This is a genomic window from Paenibacillus sambharensis, assembly GCF_003233845.1.
GTDB lineage: Bacteria > Bacillota > Bacilli > Paenibacillales > Paenibacillaceae > Paenibacillus_I > Paenibacillus_I sambharensis.
In genome coordinates this window covers 84,170-100,493 of sequence record NZ_QKRB01000053.1, presented here as the reverse complement: position 1 = coordinate 100,493, position 16,324 = coordinate 84,170, and the positions used below count along the sequence as shown (strand labels likewise).

The following is a 16,324-nucleotide window of genomic DNA, read 5'->3' as shown; positions in this document are numbered from 1 at the left end:
AACCGAGGCACGGAATACCCCTTTGGAGCTGTATGGCTGAAGCCGGTTAATCCGGTGGGTAGGCTGTACCGGTTCATCACCGTTACGTGATGGTCAATGAAGGATAATGCATGACGAACCGGGAATGGAGGGCCGTGCATTGTCGAATCAGGGTGGAACCACGGGTATACAAGCACTCGTCCCTATCGGGATGTGTGCTTTTTTGTATTTATTCACAGTTGGAGGTTGAACGAGGATGTCAGTGAACGTTACGTTTCCGGATGGAGCAGTCAAGCAGTTTGAGCAGGGAACGACGATTGAGGAGGTAGCCGGTTCGATCAGCCCGGGCCTGCGCAAGAACGCGATTGCAGGCAAGCTGAACGGCAAGGTGGTCGATGTATATACGCCGATCCGTGAGGATGCCTCGATTGAGATTGTGACGGTTGACTCGCCGGATGGCCTTGAGGTATACCGCCACAGCACCGCGCATTTGATGGCACAGGCGATTAAACGGCTGTATGGTAAAGAAGCGAACGTTAAGCTTGGTATTGGTCCTGTTATTGAAGACGGCTTCTATTATGACATTGACATGGATCAGTCGCTTACGCCTGAGGATCTGGAGAAGATTGAGAAGGAAATGGCCAAGATCGTTCAGGAGGATCTGCCGATCCGCCGCCGGGAAGTAAGCCGGGAAGAAGCGATCAAGATCTATACGGAGCTGAGCGACAACCTGAAGCTGGAGCTGATCCGTGATCTGCCGGAGGACTCGGTTATCACGATCTATGATCAGGGCGAATTCTTTGACCTCTGCCGGGGGCCGCATCTTCCTTCAACCGGCAAGATCAAAGCGTTCAAGCTGCTGTCCGTTGCAGGTGCCTACTGGCGCGGTGATTCCAAGAACAAGATGCTGCAGCGTATTTACGGAACAGCCTTCCCTAAGAAAGCACAGCTGGATGAGCACCTGCATCTTCTGGAAGAGGCTAAGAAACGCGACCACCGGAAGCTTGGCAAGGAGCTCGGAATGTTCACCTTCGCCAAGGAGGTCGGACAAGGACTGCCGATCTGGCTGCCAAACGGCTCCAAGGTCCGCCGGACACTGGAACGCTATATTGTAGATCTTGAAGAACGTCTCGGTTATGAGCATGTTTACACGCCAGTTATGGGCAGTGTGGAGCTGTACAAAATTTCCGGACACTGGGAGCATTACCAGGAGGATATGTTCCCGCCGATGCAGATGGATAACGAGGAGCTTGTGCTGCGTCCAATGAACTGTCCTCATCACATGATGGTCTATAAGAGTGCGATGCGCAGCTACCGTGATCTGCCGATCCGGATTGCTGAGCTCGGAACCATGCACCGCTATGAGATGTCAGGCGCGCTGACCGGTCTGCACCGTGTACGCGCCATGACGCTGAATGACGCGCACATCTTCTGTCGTCCTGACCAGATCAAGGAAGAGTTTGCCCGTGTTGTCAACCTGATCCGCAAGGTTTATGAGGATTTTGGCATTAAGGATTACCGCTTCCGCTTGTCTTACCGCGATCCGCAGGATACGGAGAAATACTTCCAGAATGATGAGATGTGGGAGATGTCCCAGCGTATGCTGAAGGAAGTAGTGGAAGAGCTCGATCTGCCATTCTTCGAAGCGGAGGGCGAAGCGGCATTCTACGGACCGAAGCTTGATGTACAGATCAAGACGGCGCTTGGCAAGGAAGAGACGCTGTCAACTGCACAGCTGGATTTCCTGCTGCCAGAGCGATTCGAGCTGGAGTATGTCGGTGATGACGGGAAGAAGCACCGCCCGGTTGTTATTCACCGCGGCATTATTAGCACAATGGAGCGCATGACGGCGTTCCTGCTCGAGAATTTCGCGGGCGCGCTGCCGCTCTGGCTGTCACCGGTTCAGGCGCGTGTTATCCCGGTCTCAACCGTTTACGAGGAGTACGCGAGGAATGTTCAGGAGCAGCTGGTTGAAGCGGGCATCCGCGCAGAATCCGATCTGCGCAATGAGAAGCTTGGCTATAAGATCCGCGAAGCGCAGCTGGAGAAGATACCGTACATGCTGATTGTAGGCGAGAATGAAGCTGGCAGCGGCACAGTATCGATCCGCAAGCGCGGGGAAGGCGACATTGGCGCCAAGACAATTGCGGAAACAAGCAAGCTGCTGCTGGAAGAAATTATATCAAAACAGGTGTAAATCTAGCATTCTAGCAAAAAAAATAGCGGAAACTGAATAAAGCTTGTTGACATTGGGTAACCTTCGATAAGAGGGGGAGATCAGCCAAATGTTAACAAGCTTTAAGCTTTCCGCACGATGGGTGAATGCACTGCTGATACTCTTGACGGTTGTGGTGGCCTACGGCACCATAAGGACAATCGCCATATCAAGAGCCCAACTGCCGGCTTCAGGCATCGTAGTGGAAGAGCAGAGTGATTATAAGAAAGCGGATTTGCAGCTCAACATAGCGAGCCCTGCTAACTTGTTTGCCATTAAGCCCGAACAGATAAAGAGAATCCGGGAAGCCGCAAGCAAGAAGGCGGACAAGCAGGCGGACAAGAAGGAAGTCCGCGCTTTAGCTGCTTCGCCGGTTGGCAAGGCTGCGGCGGACGGGATAGCCGACGCCCGGACACTGGACAAGACAACCGGAGCAAATGCAATACTGACACATAAGGCAGTTGATACCGTGCAGGTAACCGCGACCGGCTATACAGCAGGCGTTGAATCAACCGGGAAGAAGCCGGGCATGCGGGGGTACGGCATTACATACTCGGGCGTTAAGGTGAGAAGGGATCATGTGTCGACGATCGCCGCCGATCCAAAGGTGTTTCCGATCGGGACGCTGCTGTATATACCAGGGTACGGCTACGGCGTGGTAGCAGACACGGGTTCCGCGATTAAAGGCCGTAAGATTGACCTTTACTTTGAGACCACCAAGCAGGTATTTAAGCAGTGGGGTAAGCGCAAGGTGCATGTTGATGTGATTAAGATGGGAGACGGCAAGCTGGACGAGGATTGGCTGAAGGAGATCAACCGCGCGGTTTCTGCCGAAAAAACGATTCCGACTGAGTTTATTGCCTCGTAAAAATAAGTCTTTCGTCCTGCCAGGAATTTGGCAGGACGAATTTTCTTTTTCCGGTTTACATGGTATGATAACAATGTATTTACCAGTTTTGTAAACGTTATCATAGCGGGGCGATCAACCAATGTCCAACTGGTTACCGGACGGCGATCTGCCGCCTTTGAGCGCAGAGTCGTCCAAGCAGGAAGCTGTGCTTCGGGAGCTGTACAACCACATGATTCGAGTGGCCTATTCGAAGGTACGGAATAAGTCCGATGCACACGATGTCGTTCAGGATGCATGGGTCAAGATGCTCTCCAATCACGCGACGCTTCGCGAAGAGAGCAAGCTGACGGCATGGGCCAAGGCGATTACCAAGAACGTGGCTCTTAATGTCAACAAGACGGCAGGACGCATCCAGCCCTGCGAGGAATGGCCGTCCGCAGTCGATCACTCGGCTGCGCTAACGGAAGCCGAGCTTATGATGGAAATTTCCGAGCTGCTCGGCGCATTGGACCCGACGACCAGAACCTTGATATTGTACAAGTTCTATTACGGGTTCAAGGACCAGGAAATCGCAGATGTGATGAAGATGCCTGTCGGTACTGTCAAGGCGAAGATTCACCGCACCAAGGAACGTCTGAAGAGAACGGATATTGCGCCCAATATGTAGATATAAGGATCCGCAGCAAGCGGCGCGGCAATCGGATCAATTATTATCACGCTGTGCAAGGGGCTGTCCTGTGCTGGTTCACGGGAGCCCCTTCTTTGTGCTGTGCGTTTTGGGTGGAGCTGTACGCGGGAGCGCACAAGAGAAGGTTATCAGTCAGCGGAAAAGACTTGCTCTCCGTCTCGGGACCGAGGCTGTTTTCAATCGCTCGGCCCTGTGCGGGCAGGGGAGTGTCAGCTATACTAAGTTTATAACGAAGCGGTAAGGGTGATAGCGAATGAATAGAAACGTTGTTAACCGGCTGTTCTGGGGGCTGTTTATCGCAGGTCTCGGTGTGTTGTTTCTGCTGAAGCAGACAGGCTTTTTCCCTGGTTTGGAGCTTGGCAGTCTGATCGGGAAATTCTGGCCGGGTATTCTGATCCTGCTTGGCTTACAGAGCATTATAGACGAACGAAAGCACGGCGGCGGATGGTGGGGAAGCGTTCTGCTCGTGCTGGGCTGTTACTTCCTCGCCCGAAATTTTGGTCTGATCGGATTGTCAATTGGAGATCTGATCCGTGTAGGCTGGCCGGTCATCCTGATTGTTGTTGGGATTAATATGATATTCAAACCAGGCAGAGGGAGCAGGGACCGTACAGATGAGGATTGGAAAGCTTATCCGGATTATAAGGCTGAAGCGCCGGTTCCGCCGGCACCGCCGCTTCACCCGGATCCGTTAGCCAAGAAGGATTTCGAGGAGGAGAACGGTGCTCAAGGCTATAATCAGGGAGTGCCTCCTCATCCGGATGAATTGAACGGGCAGTACGGCAGCAGCCGGGAGAAAGGGTACCGCGATCACGGCCACCAGCATAGCATGGGCCATAATCAGCGCAAGCAGCGTGATGCAGGCGAACGTGTGGAGTGGTGGGATTCCAACCCGAAGACGCAAACAAGATCCGGGTTTATCGGCGACATCCATCTGGGTCAGGATTATTGGGAATTAAAACCGATGAACATCTCTCACTTTATCGGGGATACGGTGATTGATCTGACCAAAGCGCAGATTGCGCCTGGCGAGACGAAGATTACGGTTTCTTCCTTTATCGGTGATGTGAAGGTGTTCGTTCCGAATGACTACGAGATAGGAGTTCAAGTGGTGTCGAGCTCATTCATCGGGGATGCCAAGGTTCTGGACCGCAAGGAAGGCGGTATATTCAGCCATATGAATATCGAGACGCCGCACTATCATGAATGTGACAAGAGAATCCGCCTCGTCGTCAGCTCGTTTATCGGTGATGTGCGTGTGACTAAGGTGGGGTGAAGCGGCGTTGATCGTGAGATTGTGGAGAAGCAGCAAATGGGAGCTCATTCTATTGATGATGAGCTCCTCTCTCCTGTCGCTGGGTGTCTGCGGGGCAGGCTTATATTTTATTCCGCCAGGGACGCCGCTAACCGAAAAATGGCTGGCTGTTGCGGCTGCATTTGTCGTTATCAACCTTGGTTTCGGCTACTGGGCCGGCCGGCGTGTGCAGCGCGGAATTGATTCGCTTCACCTGGCGGTCAAGCAGGTGTCCAGCGGCAATCTGGCAGTCCGGCTGCCTGAAGGAGGAGCCCGGTCCTTTACGGCGACCTTCCGGGAATTTAATGAGATGGCCGCTGCTCTTGAGCGGAAGATGAAGTGGCAGCAGCGGGAGGGTGAGCAGCAGGTCATGCGGGAGGCGGCCTCCAACGAGGCGGCTATTCTGGAGGAGCGCAAGCGCCTTGCGCGGGATCTGCATGATACGGTAAGCCAGCAGCTGTTCGCGATTCACATGGCGGCATCCTCCATGCCGAAGCTGCTGGAGCTCGACCGGGCACGGGCAGACAGTGTGATGCAGCAGCTCATTGATATGTCGTCCATGGCACAGCGGCAGATGAGGGGGTTTATTGCGCAGCTGCGCCCGCTAGAGCTTGAGGGGAGGTCGCTCCAGCAGGCACTTGATAAGTGGTTTCCGGATTACTGCCGCCAGAACAGGCTGCAGGGGGAGCTGAGCTGCCGGGTACAAGGGGAGCTTTCGGAGGCTAAGGAGCATCAGCTGTTCCTGATCATTCAAGAGGCGATGGCTAACGTGGTGAAGCATGCCGGTGCCAACAAGGTAATCCTCAGTTTAATGGAGTATGAACGTAATTATGTCATGACGCTGCAGGATGACGGAGCGGGCTTCCGGGCAGACCAGGTCAAGACTGGTTCTTATGGGCTGTCTACGATGCGTGAGCGCTCACAGAAGCTCGGCGGAGACACTGAGATTCTCAGCAAGCCGGGTTCAGGCACACGGATCAAAGTAACCATCCCGAAATATGAACAAGAGGAGCAGGACGACGATGAGCGAAGCGGATAAGTGGAAGCTGATGATTGTAGATGATCACGATATGGTGAGGGCTGGTCTCCGGACTTACCTCATGCTTGAGCCTAAATTTGAGGTGGTCGCCGAGGCGGGAAGCGGCGAGGAGGCCGTCAAGACGCTGGCGGGCATGCCGGATGAAGGCAAACCGGATGTCGTCCTCATGGATTTGATGATGCCGGGAATGGATGGGGTGGAGACAACCCGTCAAGTGCTTGAGGCTCACCCGCATCTTAAGATCGTGCTCTTAACCTCCTTCCTGGAGGATGAGAAGGTGGTGGCTGCCATTGAAGCCGGCGCGGTCAGCTATGTGCTAAAGACGGTATCGGCTGAGGAGCTTATCTATGCGCTTAATGGCGCGGTTAGGGGAATGCCGGTGATGACCGGCGACGTATCGCAGGCATTAACACGCGGTCTGCGCCAGCGCTCCTCCCAAGGCGCGGATGAGGGGCTGACGGAGCGGGAAAAGGAAGTGCTGTATCTTGTAGCCGAAGGCCGCTCCAATAAGGAGATTGCCGAGGAGCTCCATATCAGCATCAAGACGGTGAAGACGCATGTGAGCAATCTCTTGATGAAATGTGAGCTGGAGGACCGTACCCAGTTAGCCGTGCTCGCCCACCGTAAAGGCTGGATTCGTCCGGTCTGATTACATAAGTGAGGGAGGAGAGGGCATCCTAACCTGTAACAACGCCCGTTAAGGAGAAGAAGCCCATGATTCCACTCTCATCCAGTCTGGAGAACAGCCAACATGAGTTTACGGAAGTAAGAAATTTATTAAAGGACTATAAATTCAGCCTCGGCGGTAATTGGGACTATAAGAGCGGCTTTTTCGACCGGTTTCTTGATGAGGAGGCTCACAAGGTTTGGCTTCGCCTGCCTTTTGAAGTGACCAATGGCAATATTGATGAGGACCGGGAGGAGCTTGATGCCAAAATCCGGTTTGGACAGCCTTTTATCCTTAAGCATGTCTATAACGAAGGGATTGAGCATGACGCAACGCCGCGCGTTTTTGGAGCGCTGTTCGATCAGTTCCAGCATCCGCTTGACCCTGACGCTCCGGTAGAGGATAAATGGCTGCGGAAGGGTGAAGAGGTATTAAGACAGATTGAGCGGGCTGTACCAGGCTGATCGCAGCAGAAGCAATCCGTCAAACGCGGCAAAGGGCCCTGCAGCCCGTCATAACGTACAGTAACAAGGCTATAATCGCCGGCTTCGTTCCGGGGACTATAGCCTTTTTGCCGTTGGGCGGAAGAATCGCTGGCACATCTTGCTATATTAATGATTGACAGGCAATGAGGGTTGTGGTTTACTAGTTTGTGTTGCTAATGATAATCAATATCAATTAGAGGCGATTTTGTAGACAGAAGGGAAGAGGGGCATATTGTTTAGAACAAAGAAGGCATTATTTACTCTTACAGCTTTAATTACGGTCCTGCTGGTTATCGCGGGCTGCGGAGCAGCAAAGCCTGCTGGGACGAACACAGAGGCAAGCCAGACTGCGGCGGAGGGCCAACAGGCCCGGAACAGCCAGGCTGAGCAGCCTGCAGCGGAAGATGCGGTACGTGTTATTGAGCATGCAATGGGCAAGACCGAGATCAAGGGCACACCAACACGTATTGTCACCTTGTACCAGGGAGCGACGGACGTTGCAGTTGCTTTGGGCGTTAAACCGGTGGGCGCCGTTGAATCATGGCTGGAGCAGCCCTTTTACCAATATATCCGCAGCGATCTTGAAGGCGTAACGGTTGTAGGCGAGGAAACGCAGCCCAACCTTGAGGAAATCGCCAAGCTGAAGCCTGATCTGATTATTGCCTCGAAGATGCGCCACGAGGAGATTTACGGGCAGCTGTCCCAGATTGCGCCAACGGTAACGCATGAAACGGTCTATAAATTTAAGGATACCGTTGCATTGATGGGTAATGCGATGAACAAGCAGGAGGAAGCGGATGCGCTCCTGGCCGAATGGGATGCACGCGTAGCGGATTTCAACGGGAAGATCGCCACTAAGCTGGGCGAAGAATGGCCGATTGAAGTCTCTGTCCTTAACTTCAGAGCTGATCATGCGCGTATCTATGTAACAGGCTTCGCAGGCGACATTCTTGATGAGCTTGGATTTGTGCGGTCGGAGCTCCTGCAGAAGGAAGCGGATAACGGCGGGGTTGTGCTGAAGCTTACGGATAAAGAGAGTATTCCGAGCATGAACGCCGACGTGAGCTTTGTGTTCCTGACTGACCCTGGCAGTGATGAAGCGGTTCAGAAGACGTATGAGGAATGGACAGCTCATCCGCTGTGGAATAATCTTGACTCGGTTAAAGCGGATCAAGTGTACCAGATTGATGAAGTAACCTGGAATATGGGCGGCGGCCTGATCTCAGCGAATCTGATGCTGGATCAGCTTTACGAGCATTTCGGGCTGCAAAAATAATACGAACGCAAACGGGTGACAAGGATAGAGGCCGCACAGGCCTTCTATTCTTGTCATTTGCATGAAAAATATAGAAGTGAAAGAGAGAATTATGACACATTTATTCGCTGGCCGCAGAGCTAAAGTTCTAGGCTTAATCCTGGGATTATGCGTTTTTATTGTTTCTTTTATTTCGAGTATCGTTTTTGGCCAGACCCCGATTCCGCTGTCAGCAGCTGCAGATGCCTTTTTCCACTATGACAAAGATTCCACCGAGCATATCATTATAACCACTTCCAGGCTGTCAAGGGCGGTTATCGCGGCGGTAATTGGAGCCAGCTTGGCAATAGCGGGAGCGCTTATGCAAGCGCTGACGAAGAATCCGCTGGCGTCGCCGAGCGTGTTCGGGATTAATTCAGGCGCTGTATTTTGTGTGGTGCTGGGGCTGGCCTTCTTTCCGGTATCGTCTCTGACCCACTATATGTGGTTCGCCTTTGCCGGAGCCGGCCTATCCGCTGTCATGGTCTATTTCCTGGGATCGCTTGGCAGAGACGGCCTGTCACCCTTGAAGATTGTATTGGCGGGAGCGGCCATTAATGCGCTCTTCGTATCCATGTCGCAAGGTCTGCTGGTCATCGGCCAGCAAAATCTGGAGGGAGCGCTCTTCTGGCTGGCCGGCTCTGTCGCGGGACGGTCACTCGATATGCTGGAGCCGATTCTTCCGTTCATGATTGGAGGATGGGCGGTTGCATTAGTAATCGGCCGGCATGTAAATATTCTCAACTCGGGCGATGACATTGCCAAAGGCCTGGGGCAGCGGACCATTGCAGTCAAGGCTGTAATGGCGCTTGTTATTATTGTCCTGGCAGGGGGCTCTGTTGCAGTTGGCGGTTCAATCGGCTTCATCGGGCTGGTCGTGCCTCATATCGTCCGGGGATTAGTGGGAACGGATTATCGCTGGGTGATCCCGTACAGCCTGTTCATCGGGGCAAGCCTGCTTCTGCTGGCGGATGTTGCCGCGAGGTTTATCATAATGCCTCAAGAGGTGCCTATTGGTGTTATGACAGCGATTATCGGAACCCCGTTCTTCGTCTATATCGCACGCAGGGGGTTCGGTAAGGGATGAATAAATACATAACGCTTCGCGCACGGTCGGGAAGCTTCTCTCTGCTGCTTGAGAAGAGAGCCATTATTGTTTTGCTTATACTAGCCGGTCTGTCTTGTCTGCTTGTTATAGCCGGATTATCGGTCGGAAGCTCTCTGGTCTCTCCGCTGGAGGTGATCCTGCATCTGGCTGGGGCGGGTACAGGTGAACATGCCTTTGTCATTGAGACGCTGAGATTGCCGCGCATTCTGCTTGCCATGCTTGTCGGGGGAGCGCTTGGCGTATCGGGCTTAATCCTGCAGGGGATAATCCGGAACCCGCTTGGTTCTCCGGATATTATCGGCGTTACGGGAGGCGCTTCGTTAGCTGCCGTTATATTCATTACTTGCTTCGCGGGTGGGGTTAGCATGGACTGGCTCCCTCTGGCTGCAATTGCCGGAGCAGCCTGCATGTCTTCGTTGATCTATCTCCTGTCATGGAAGAAGGGCGTGACCCCGATCCGGCTAGTCCTTATCGGAATTGGCATGGCTGCAGCCGCTAGCGCAATGACAACGATGATGATCGTGCTCGGTGATACCTACTCGACAGCCCAAGCATACCTCTGGCTGACCGGAAGTGTATACGGGGCAGATTGGGTGGATGTCCGGTCTATGCTGCCCTGGGTACTCCTGTTCATCCCCCTTGCCTTGTTCTTCTCCAAGACGGCTAATGCCCAGGAAATGGGCGATCAGGTTGCTGCAGGGATAGGCGTGAAGGTACAGCTGCACCGGTTCGTCCTGCTGTTTATCAGTGTTGCGCTCGCTGGATCAGCTGTCGCCTTTGCCGGGGGCATTGCGTTCGTAGGCTTGATTGCGCCTCATATTGCCAGGAAGCTGGTTGGACGGTCCTTTGGCAGCCTCGTGCCGGTCTCGGCGCTAGTTGGAGGAATGATCGTGTGTTTGGCCGATATTGTGGCTAGGACGGCCTTTCTGCCGCTTGATCTTCCGGCGGGGATATTTGTCTCCGGTATTGGCGCTCCCTTCTTTATATACCTGCTCTATCGTAACCGTCACCAATAATGCATAGGAGAGGTGTCTGACTATGGCTGTTCTGGAAACTCAAGCTTTAACGCTGTCATATGGGGGCAGTCCCATCATTGATAACCTGGATTTAACGATTCCGAAAGGCGAAATCACCGTCTTCGTGGGGAGCAACGGATGCGGCAAATCCACGCTGCTCAGGTCAGCCGCACGGCTGCTTAAGCCGGCTAAAGGGGCGGTTCTCCTGGACGGAAAAGAAATCGGCAGGCTGCCTACCAAGGAAGTGGCCCGAAATATTGCGATCCTGCCGCAGGGCCCGATTGCTCCGGAGGGTTTAACCGTCCACCAGCTTGTAAAGCAGGGAAGGTATCCGCACCAAAGCTGGCTTCAGAATTGGTCTGAAGAGGATGAATATAGAGTGAACAAGGCCATGGTAGACACGAATATACAAGATTATGCCGATAAGCCGGTCGATTCCTTGTCGGGCGGCCAGCGCCAGCGGGCATGGATTGCCATGACCTTGGCCCAAAATACCGATATTCTTCTCCTTGATGAGCCCACGACCTATTTGGACCTGACGCATCAAATTGAAATACTGGACCTGCTGTTTGAGCTCAATGAGCAGGAGCAGCGGACCATTGTAATGGTGCTTCATGATTTAAATCTTGCGGCGCGGTATGCGCATTATATGGTTGCTATTCATAACGCTGCGATCTACGCGCAGGGAAAGCCGGAGGATATTATGAACCGGGAAATGGTCCGGACGGTATTTGGCATGGAGTGTGAGATCATGAAGGACCCCTTGTTCGGCACGCCTGCTTGCATTCCTCATGGCAGGGGGAGGAAGCTGACAAGTGAACATCAGGATGCCCTCATCGTTTAGTGCCGCTGAATGGCGCATACTGACTGAGGACTATCGTCTGACCAAGATGAGCTCGCCAGACCGGTCTTTGTCTGTGCCTTCCCTTGATTTGCTGGATACCAATCGCTGCCGGTCCTATATGGAGGGGGCAGCAGAGATTTTCGGAACCACTGTCATCGCGGCTGCGGCGTCACAATTTTCCAAGCGTTATGCTTACATGACGATGGCATCCGGGTTGTACGCGATGACGATGTTTGATAAAGCACTGGATTACAGCCTCGAGAATTGCCGCATTGAATCCGTATACCAGGGAAGCTCCTGGCTTCCCGAGGTGAGATTAAGCGATTGGCAGGTCAGCAGTCCGGCGGCTGAAGGGCGTAAGGAATGGCGCGATCAGGTCGTTAGCCGCATATTCGCCGGCAATATAGCCAAGGTGTGGCGGTCTATTGCGGCAGCAGCTCGAATTCCGGCATCGACTCTATGGGAGAATATGGCCATATCGGTATATTGGTTATATGAGAAGCGTATGGTAGAGGGCGCGGATGAAAGCGGACTGCGGCGGATTGAAGAAGACCTCCGGTATTTGCTTGAGGAAGCGCCGGCCGAGCTGTTTGGTGAGCGCGAGAATCCCCTCATGAAGTATAACAACGCCGAAACAGTCATCTCATCCTCTGGCGAGCCAAAGCGCAAACGGAGAACCTGCTGTCTGCTATACAAGGTTTCCGGCTCCTCTCCCTATTGTGTGACATGCCCCCTGGCAGGAAAATAATGATTCAACAGGCCAGCAGCTTGCTCGGCCTTTTTGCATTGCTCTAAACGAGCAGTTCCTTCCAGCAGGAGGCCTTCAACGAATGGCTAGTTCTAAATTTATGCTTGGCAGGCCGGATTTCCTTTTTTTATTTCTGTTTAAATCTTTTTTAAGATTGGTTTAATGTAGAATGTGCATGATAGTAATACACAATCATTCCGTGTTGAATCTTATCTTACAACCGGATTAAGGATATAAGGAGGAGAAGAGCATGGACGATCAGAACAAGAAAAATCCTTATGATGACTTCTTTCGGGGAGAAGAGGAAGACGGGCGCCAGCGTTCAGAGAAGCCGGAGTCAGAGCAAACGGAGAAGCCGTCTTATTATTATTCATATGGTCCCTTCAAGTCAGCAGCCTATGATAACGAACAGCCACAGGCAAGAACGGAGACCTCCGAGCTGCAGCGCAGGGATTCCGCAGAAAGCTCCCAGAATGCTGTGGAGGTTACACCGCCAAAGCCTGTTCCCCACTATACCCAGGCTCCACCTGTCGGGGGGAAGGGCGGATGGCAGCTGAAGGAAAAGCGCCGCTCGTCCTGGAAGCCGATGTTCGCTTCCTTTATGGCGGGAGTCCTAGTACTGGGCGGGCTGATGGTTACAGCCGACTATCAGAACTGGTTCACGCCTGAACAGGCTATTGTTGCACAGTCGGGAGAGAGCGGTTCCGGGGCGCTTGCCAACTCCCAGGGGAGCAGCACGGTATCCAACGCACTCGATATCGTACGGCCCAACAATATTGCAAAGGTATTCGAGCAGTCAAGTCCTGCAGTGGTGAAGATTGAAACGTATATGCAGAGCCGTGGCAGCAGCGGCGGCACACTGTTTGAGGATCCGTTCTTCCGCCAGTTCTTCGGAGACAACTTTACGGCTCCGACTCACCCGGAGGCGAACAATGGCAGCCAATTAGTGCCAAGCGGACTTGGTTCCGGATTTTTCTTCGATGAAACAGGCTATATCCTGACCAACCAGCACGTAATCGGCAATTCAGAACAAATCAAGGTAACGGTTCAGGGTTATGACCAGCCCTTGGAAGCTAAGCTTCTCGGCTCAAGCTACGAGCTTGATCTGGCCGTCCTGAAAGTGGAAAGCGACAAGGCATTCCCAACGCTCAAGCTGGGTGATTCCAGTGCTATCAATATTGGGGACTGGGTAGTTGCCATCGGTAATCCGAATGGATTCGACCATACGGTTACCGTCGGTGTATTGAGTGCGAAGGAACGCCCGATCAGCATCCCGGACACGGAAGGAACGCGCAACTACGAGCATCTGCTGCAAACAGACGCATCCATTAATCCGGGCAACTCCGGCGGTCCGCTGATTAATCTGAACGGTGAAGTGATCGGCATCAACACCGCTGTAAGCACACAGGCCCAGGGCATCGGCTTTGCGATCCCGACAAGCACTATCCTTGAAGTGCTTGATAACCTGAAGAATAACAAGGAAATTCCGAAGGAGCCGGTACCGTTTATCGGTGCGACGCTTGGTGATATCAATGAACAGATCGCGGCAGAGCTTGGTCTTGACACGACCAAGGGAGCGATCGTCTCGAATATTACGTACAAGTCGCCTGCTTATATTGCAGATCTGCGCCAGTATGATGTGATCACCGGCATGGATGGCACAAATTACGACACAAAAGAAGGACTAATCGCCGCTATCCAGAAAAAGAATGTAGGCGATACAGTAACCTTGCATGTCATCCGCAACGGACAAAAGATTGATCTGGATGTTGTCATCGGCAATAAGAACGATTTCAATATACCCGGATAACCGGCAGTAATTGCGGAGCGCAGGCAGGCTGATAAGGCCTGTCTGCGCTTCTTGCTATGAGAGGAACATTTAGGGGGAAGCGGAATGAGACCTAGGATTTTGGTTGTGGACGATGATGAGAAGATCACTTCGCTGTTAAGACGCTCGCTTGCGTTCGAGGGCTATGAGATTATGACGGCCAATGACGGCTTGAGCGGGCTGAAGACGATGCTGACGAGCGAGCCGGATATGGTTGTGCTCGATGTGATGATGCCGAATGTGGATGGCTGGGAAGTATGCCGGCGGATCAGAGAGAGCGGGAGCACCGTGCCGATTCTGATGCTGACAGCGAAGGATGAGATCAAGGACCGGGTCAAGGGACTTGATATGGGTGCTGACGATTATCTGGTTAAGCCGTTCGCGCTGGAAGAGCTGCTGGCAAGAGTCCGCGCACTGCTGCGCCGCAAATCGGATAAGGCGGATACGGGTGCGGGCAGACTGGTATTTGAAGACCTGGTGCTTGATATTGATTCGCGCGAAGCGATCCGTTCGGGCAGAGCCTTTGACCTGACAAGCAAGGAGTTTGACCTGCTGCATCTGTTCATGCAGAATCCCCGCCGCGTCCTGGCAAGGGAGACCATCATGGAGAAAATATGGGGCTATGATTACAGCGGGGAGTCCAATGTGCTGGAGGTATATATTGCCATGCTCCGGCAGAAGACGGAAGAGGGAGGAGCCAAGCGGCTTATCCAGACGGTAAGAGGTACAGGTTACGTGCTTAAAGGGGAGAATGGCTGATGTCGATCAGGCTGCGTCTTACCCTGTGGTACTCCGGCATACTGGCCGTTACGATGGTCATCCTCGGCACGGCTATCTACTTCTTCGTCAACTACAACACGTACGGAGACATTAAGGAGCAACTGAAGAATCAGGCTCAGAAGATCCGTGCTGTGCCGATCAGTAATCTTGATATCGTGCCTTTCGTCAGCCTGCAGTATGAGGGTGTCTTCATCCAGTTCGTCAATTACAATACCCAGGAAGTATTTCCGTTATCGGATACGATCCGCCGGTTTCAGCTTCAGCTTCCGTACCCGGCCAAACCTTCCGGATTGAAGGAAGGCTTTGCCGATATGATGGTCGAAGGCTATCACTTCTTGTCCTATCAGGTACCGCTGCGTATGGAGGCGGATGGCGAGGTCGTCGGTCTTATTCAGGTAGCTTATTATACCGAACAGCAGGAGCAGTATTTGAGCAGCCTGCGAACCATATTAGTGTTCACATCCATCGTGGCGATCTTTCTGGCCTTTACCCTGGGCCTGTTCCTGGCCCGCAAGGCGCTGCGGCCAATCGAGGATGTCATCCGTGCAACCAACCGGATCGAGAACGGCTCGAATCTCAGCGTGCGAATTCCCCGCGGCGCCCCTAATGATGAGCTGGGGCAGCTAACAGATACGCTCAACGGTATGCTGGGGCGGCTGGAGAAGACTTATAATGACCTTGCTGATGCCTACAAGACGCAGCGAAGGTTTGTTTCCGACGCATCTCATGAGCTGCGGACGCCGCTGACTACAATCCGGGGCAATATTGACCTGCTGGAGAAAATGTGGCGGCCCGAGCTGTCCGAAGCCTCCGCCGTATCAGAAGGTGATGGCGGCAGGGGAGTGGTGCTGAGCCCTGACCGGGCAGAGTTGTCGCTGGAAGCGATGAGAGATATATCGGATGAGGCGAAGCGGATGAGCCGCCTGGTGGCCGATATGCTATCCCTTGCACGTGCGGATGCGGGTTATGAGATGGAGAAGGAGCCTGTTGAGCTCCTGCCGCTTGTTGAAGAGGTCGCCCGCCGGGCGAACCTGCTTCCGCGCAGAGCGGACTGGCAGATCGGGGACCTGTCGCCCATTGAGGATATCCAGGTTATGGGGAATGCGGACTACCTGCGTCAGCTGATTTTCATATTCGTCGAGAATGCATTCAAGTATACGGCGGAAGGATATGTGGAGCTGAGAGCGGTCCGGGTAGATGGCCAAGCAGGGTTAATCGTTCAGGATACCGGGATCGGCATGGACAACGACGAGGTGCCGCATATCTTCGAGCGGTTCTACAGGGCGGATGAATCACGCGGCAAAACGGCGGGAACGGGACTCGGGCTTTCCATTGCCAAGTGGATTATTGACGAGCATGGGGGCTCGGTTGAGGTGAAGACACGCGAAGGAGAAGGAACGACCTTCATCGTGTGGCTGCCGGTATTCTTTCCTCCAAAGGACGATTCAGGTATAATGAAGGAGCCGGACCAACACTAGCGGGTTAGGGC

The 16,324-nt window shown here is 53.3% G+C and carries 15 protein-coding genes; all 15 read left to right on the top strand.

What is annotated here, in order from left to right; all coding sequences use genetic code 11:
- The first annotated feature begins 235 nt into the window (after positions 1-235).
- The 15 genes from thrS to DNH61_RS18030 all read left to right on the top strand — a co-directional run bounded on the left by thrS (position 236) and on the right by DNH61_RS18030 (position 16,313).
- Complete coding sequence (gene thrS / locus DNH61_RS18100; RefSeq protein ID WP_111148093.1) at positions 236-2,176, top strand: threonine--tRNA ligase; 1,941 nt, start codon at positions 236-238, stop codon at positions 2,174-2,176.
- Between the two features lie 316 nt (positions 2,177-2,492).
- A complete protein-coding gene (locus DNH61_RS18095) occupies positions 2,493-3,062 on the top strand; it encodes a 3D domain-containing protein (protein ID WP_425452277.1) in 570 nt (189 codons plus the stop codon).
- Positions 3,063-3,183: 121 nt separating this feature from the next.
- The gene (locus DNH61_RS18090) at positions 3,184-3,711 is read left to right on the top strand and encodes an RNA polymerase sigma factor (RefSeq protein WP_111148091.1); all 528 of its coding nucleotides are present in this window, start codon (positions 3,184-3,186) and stop codon (positions 3,709-3,711) included.
- 274 nt (positions 3,712-3,985) lie between these two features.
- Positions 3,986-5,008 carry a cell wall-active antibiotics response protein LiaF gene (gene liaF / locus DNH61_RS18085; protein ID WP_111148090.1) on the top strand — a complete coding sequence of 341 codons (1,023 nt, stop codon included), beginning with the start codon at positions 3,986-3,988 and terminating at the stop codon, positions 5,006-5,008.
- Between the two features lie 13 nt (positions 5,009-5,021).
- Positions 5,022-6,065 (top strand): sensor histidine kinase, encoded by a 1,044-nt coding sequence (locus tag DNH61_RS18080; protein ID WP_342771463.1) that lies wholly within the window; start codon positions 5,022-5,024, stop codon positions 6,063-6,065.
- Positions 6,049-6,714, top strand: coding sequence for a response regulator (locus DNH61_RS18075; protein WP_111148088.1), 666 nt, complete (start codon positions 6,049-6,051; stop codon positions 6,712-6,714). Before DNH61_RS18080 ends, DNH61_RS18075 begins: the two co-directional genes overlap by 17 nt.
- A 65-nt stretch (positions 6,715-6,779) precedes the next feature.
- Complete coding sequence (locus DNH61_RS18070) at positions 6,780-7,196, top strand: YugN family protein (protein WP_111148087.1); 417 nt, start codon at positions 6,780-6,782, stop codon at positions 7,194-7,196.
- Positions 7,197-7,449: 253 nt separating this feature from the next.
- The gene (locus tag DNH61_RS18065) at positions 7,450-8,493 is read left to right on the top strand and encodes an ABC transporter substrate-binding protein (RefSeq protein ID WP_245948238.1); all 1,044 of its coding nucleotides are present in this window, start codon (positions 7,450-7,452) and stop codon (positions 8,491-8,493) included.
- Positions 8,494-8,584: 91 nt separating this feature from the next.
- A complete protein-coding gene (locus tag DNH61_RS18060; protein WP_111148086.1) occupies positions 8,585-9,598 on the top strand; it encodes a FecCD family ABC transporter permease in 1,014 nt (337 codons plus the stop codon).
- Entirely contained in the window at positions 9,595-10,635 is a 1,041-nt protein-coding gene (locus tag DNH61_RS18055; protein WP_111148085.1) for a FecCD family ABC transporter permease, read from the top strand. The genes DNH61_RS18060 and DNH61_RS18055 overlap by 4 nt, the downstream gene beginning before the upstream one ends.
- Positions 10,636-10,657: 22 nt before the next feature.
- Complete coding sequence (locus tag DNH61_RS18050) at positions 10,658-11,479, top strand: ABC transporter ATP-binding protein (protein WP_111148084.1); 822 nt, start codon at positions 10,658-10,660, stop codon at positions 11,477-11,479.
- Positions 11,451-12,227, top strand: coding sequence for an IucA/IucC family C-terminal-domain containing protein (locus DNH61_RS18045; protein WP_111148083.1), 777 nt, complete (start codon positions 11,451-11,453; stop codon positions 12,225-12,227). The genes DNH61_RS18050 and DNH61_RS18045 overlap by 29 nt, the downstream gene beginning before the upstream one ends.
- A 250-nt stretch (positions 12,228-12,477) precedes the next feature.
- Complete coding sequence (locus DNH61_RS18040; protein WP_111148082.1) at positions 12,478-14,037, top strand: S1C family serine protease; 1,560 nt, start codon at positions 12,478-12,480, stop codon at positions 14,035-14,037.
- An 84-nt stretch (positions 14,038-14,121) separates the two neighbouring features.
- The gene (locus DNH61_RS18035; protein WP_111148081.1) at positions 14,122-14,814 is read left to right on the top strand and encodes a response regulator transcription factor; all 693 of its coding nucleotides are present in this window, start codon (positions 14,122-14,124) and stop codon (positions 14,812-14,814) included.
- Positions 14,814-16,313: a sensor histidine kinase gene (locus DNH61_RS18030; RefSeq protein WP_111148080.1), complete on the top strand. Its 1,500-nt coding sequence runs from the start codon at positions 14,814-14,816 to the stop codon at positions 16,311-16,313. The genes DNH61_RS18035 and DNH61_RS18030 overlap by 1 nt, the downstream gene beginning before the upstream one ends.
- Positions 16,314-16,324: the final 11 nt, after the last annotated feature.

What these genes read in the sequence shown, in the direction of transcription:
- thrS (WP_111148093.1), top strand. Translation starts at nt 236, where the DNA reads ATGTCAGTGAACGTTACGTTTCCGGATGGAGCAGTCAAGCAGTTTGAG.
- DNH61_RS18090 (WP_111148091.1), top strand. Translation starts at nt 3,184, where the DNA reads ATGTCCAACTGGTTACCGGACGGCGATCTGCCGCCTTTGAGCGCAGAG.
- liaF (WP_111148090.1), top strand. Translation starts at nt 3,986, where the DNA reads ATGAATAGAAACGTTGTTAACCGGCTGTTCTGGGGGCTGTTTATCGCA.
- DNH61_RS18075 (WP_111148088.1), top strand. Translation starts at nt 6,049, where the DNA reads ATGAGCGAAGCGGATAAGTGGAAGCTGATGATTGTAGATGATCACGAT.
- DNH61_RS18070 (WP_111148087.1), top strand. Translation starts at nt 6,780, where the DNA reads ATGATTCCACTCTCATCCAGTCTGGAGAACAGCCAACATGAGTTTACG.
- DNH61_RS18060 (WP_111148086.1), top strand. Translation starts at nt 8,585, where the DNA reads ATGACACATTTATTCGCTGGCCGCAGAGCTAAAGTTCTAGGCTTAATC.
- DNH61_RS18055 (WP_111148085.1), top strand. Translation starts at nt 9,595, where the DNA reads ATGAATAAATACATAACGCTTCGCGCACGGTCGGGAAGCTTCTCTCTG.
- DNH61_RS18050 (WP_111148084.1), top strand. Translation starts at nt 10,658, where the DNA reads ATGGCTGTTCTGGAAACTCAAGCTTTAACGCTGTCATATGGGGGCAGT.
- DNH61_RS18040 (WP_111148082.1), top strand. Translation starts at nt 12,478, where the DNA reads ATGGACGATCAGAACAAGAAAAATCCTTATGATGACTTCTTTCGGGGA.
- DNH61_RS18035 (WP_111148081.1), top strand. Translation starts at nt 14,122, where the DNA reads ATGAGACCTAGGATTTTGGTTGTGGACGATGATGAGAAGATCACTTCG.
- DNH61_RS18030 (WP_111148080.1), top strand. Translation starts at nt 14,814, where the DNA reads ATGTCGATCAGGCTGCGTCTTACCCTGTGGTACTCCGGCATACTGGCC.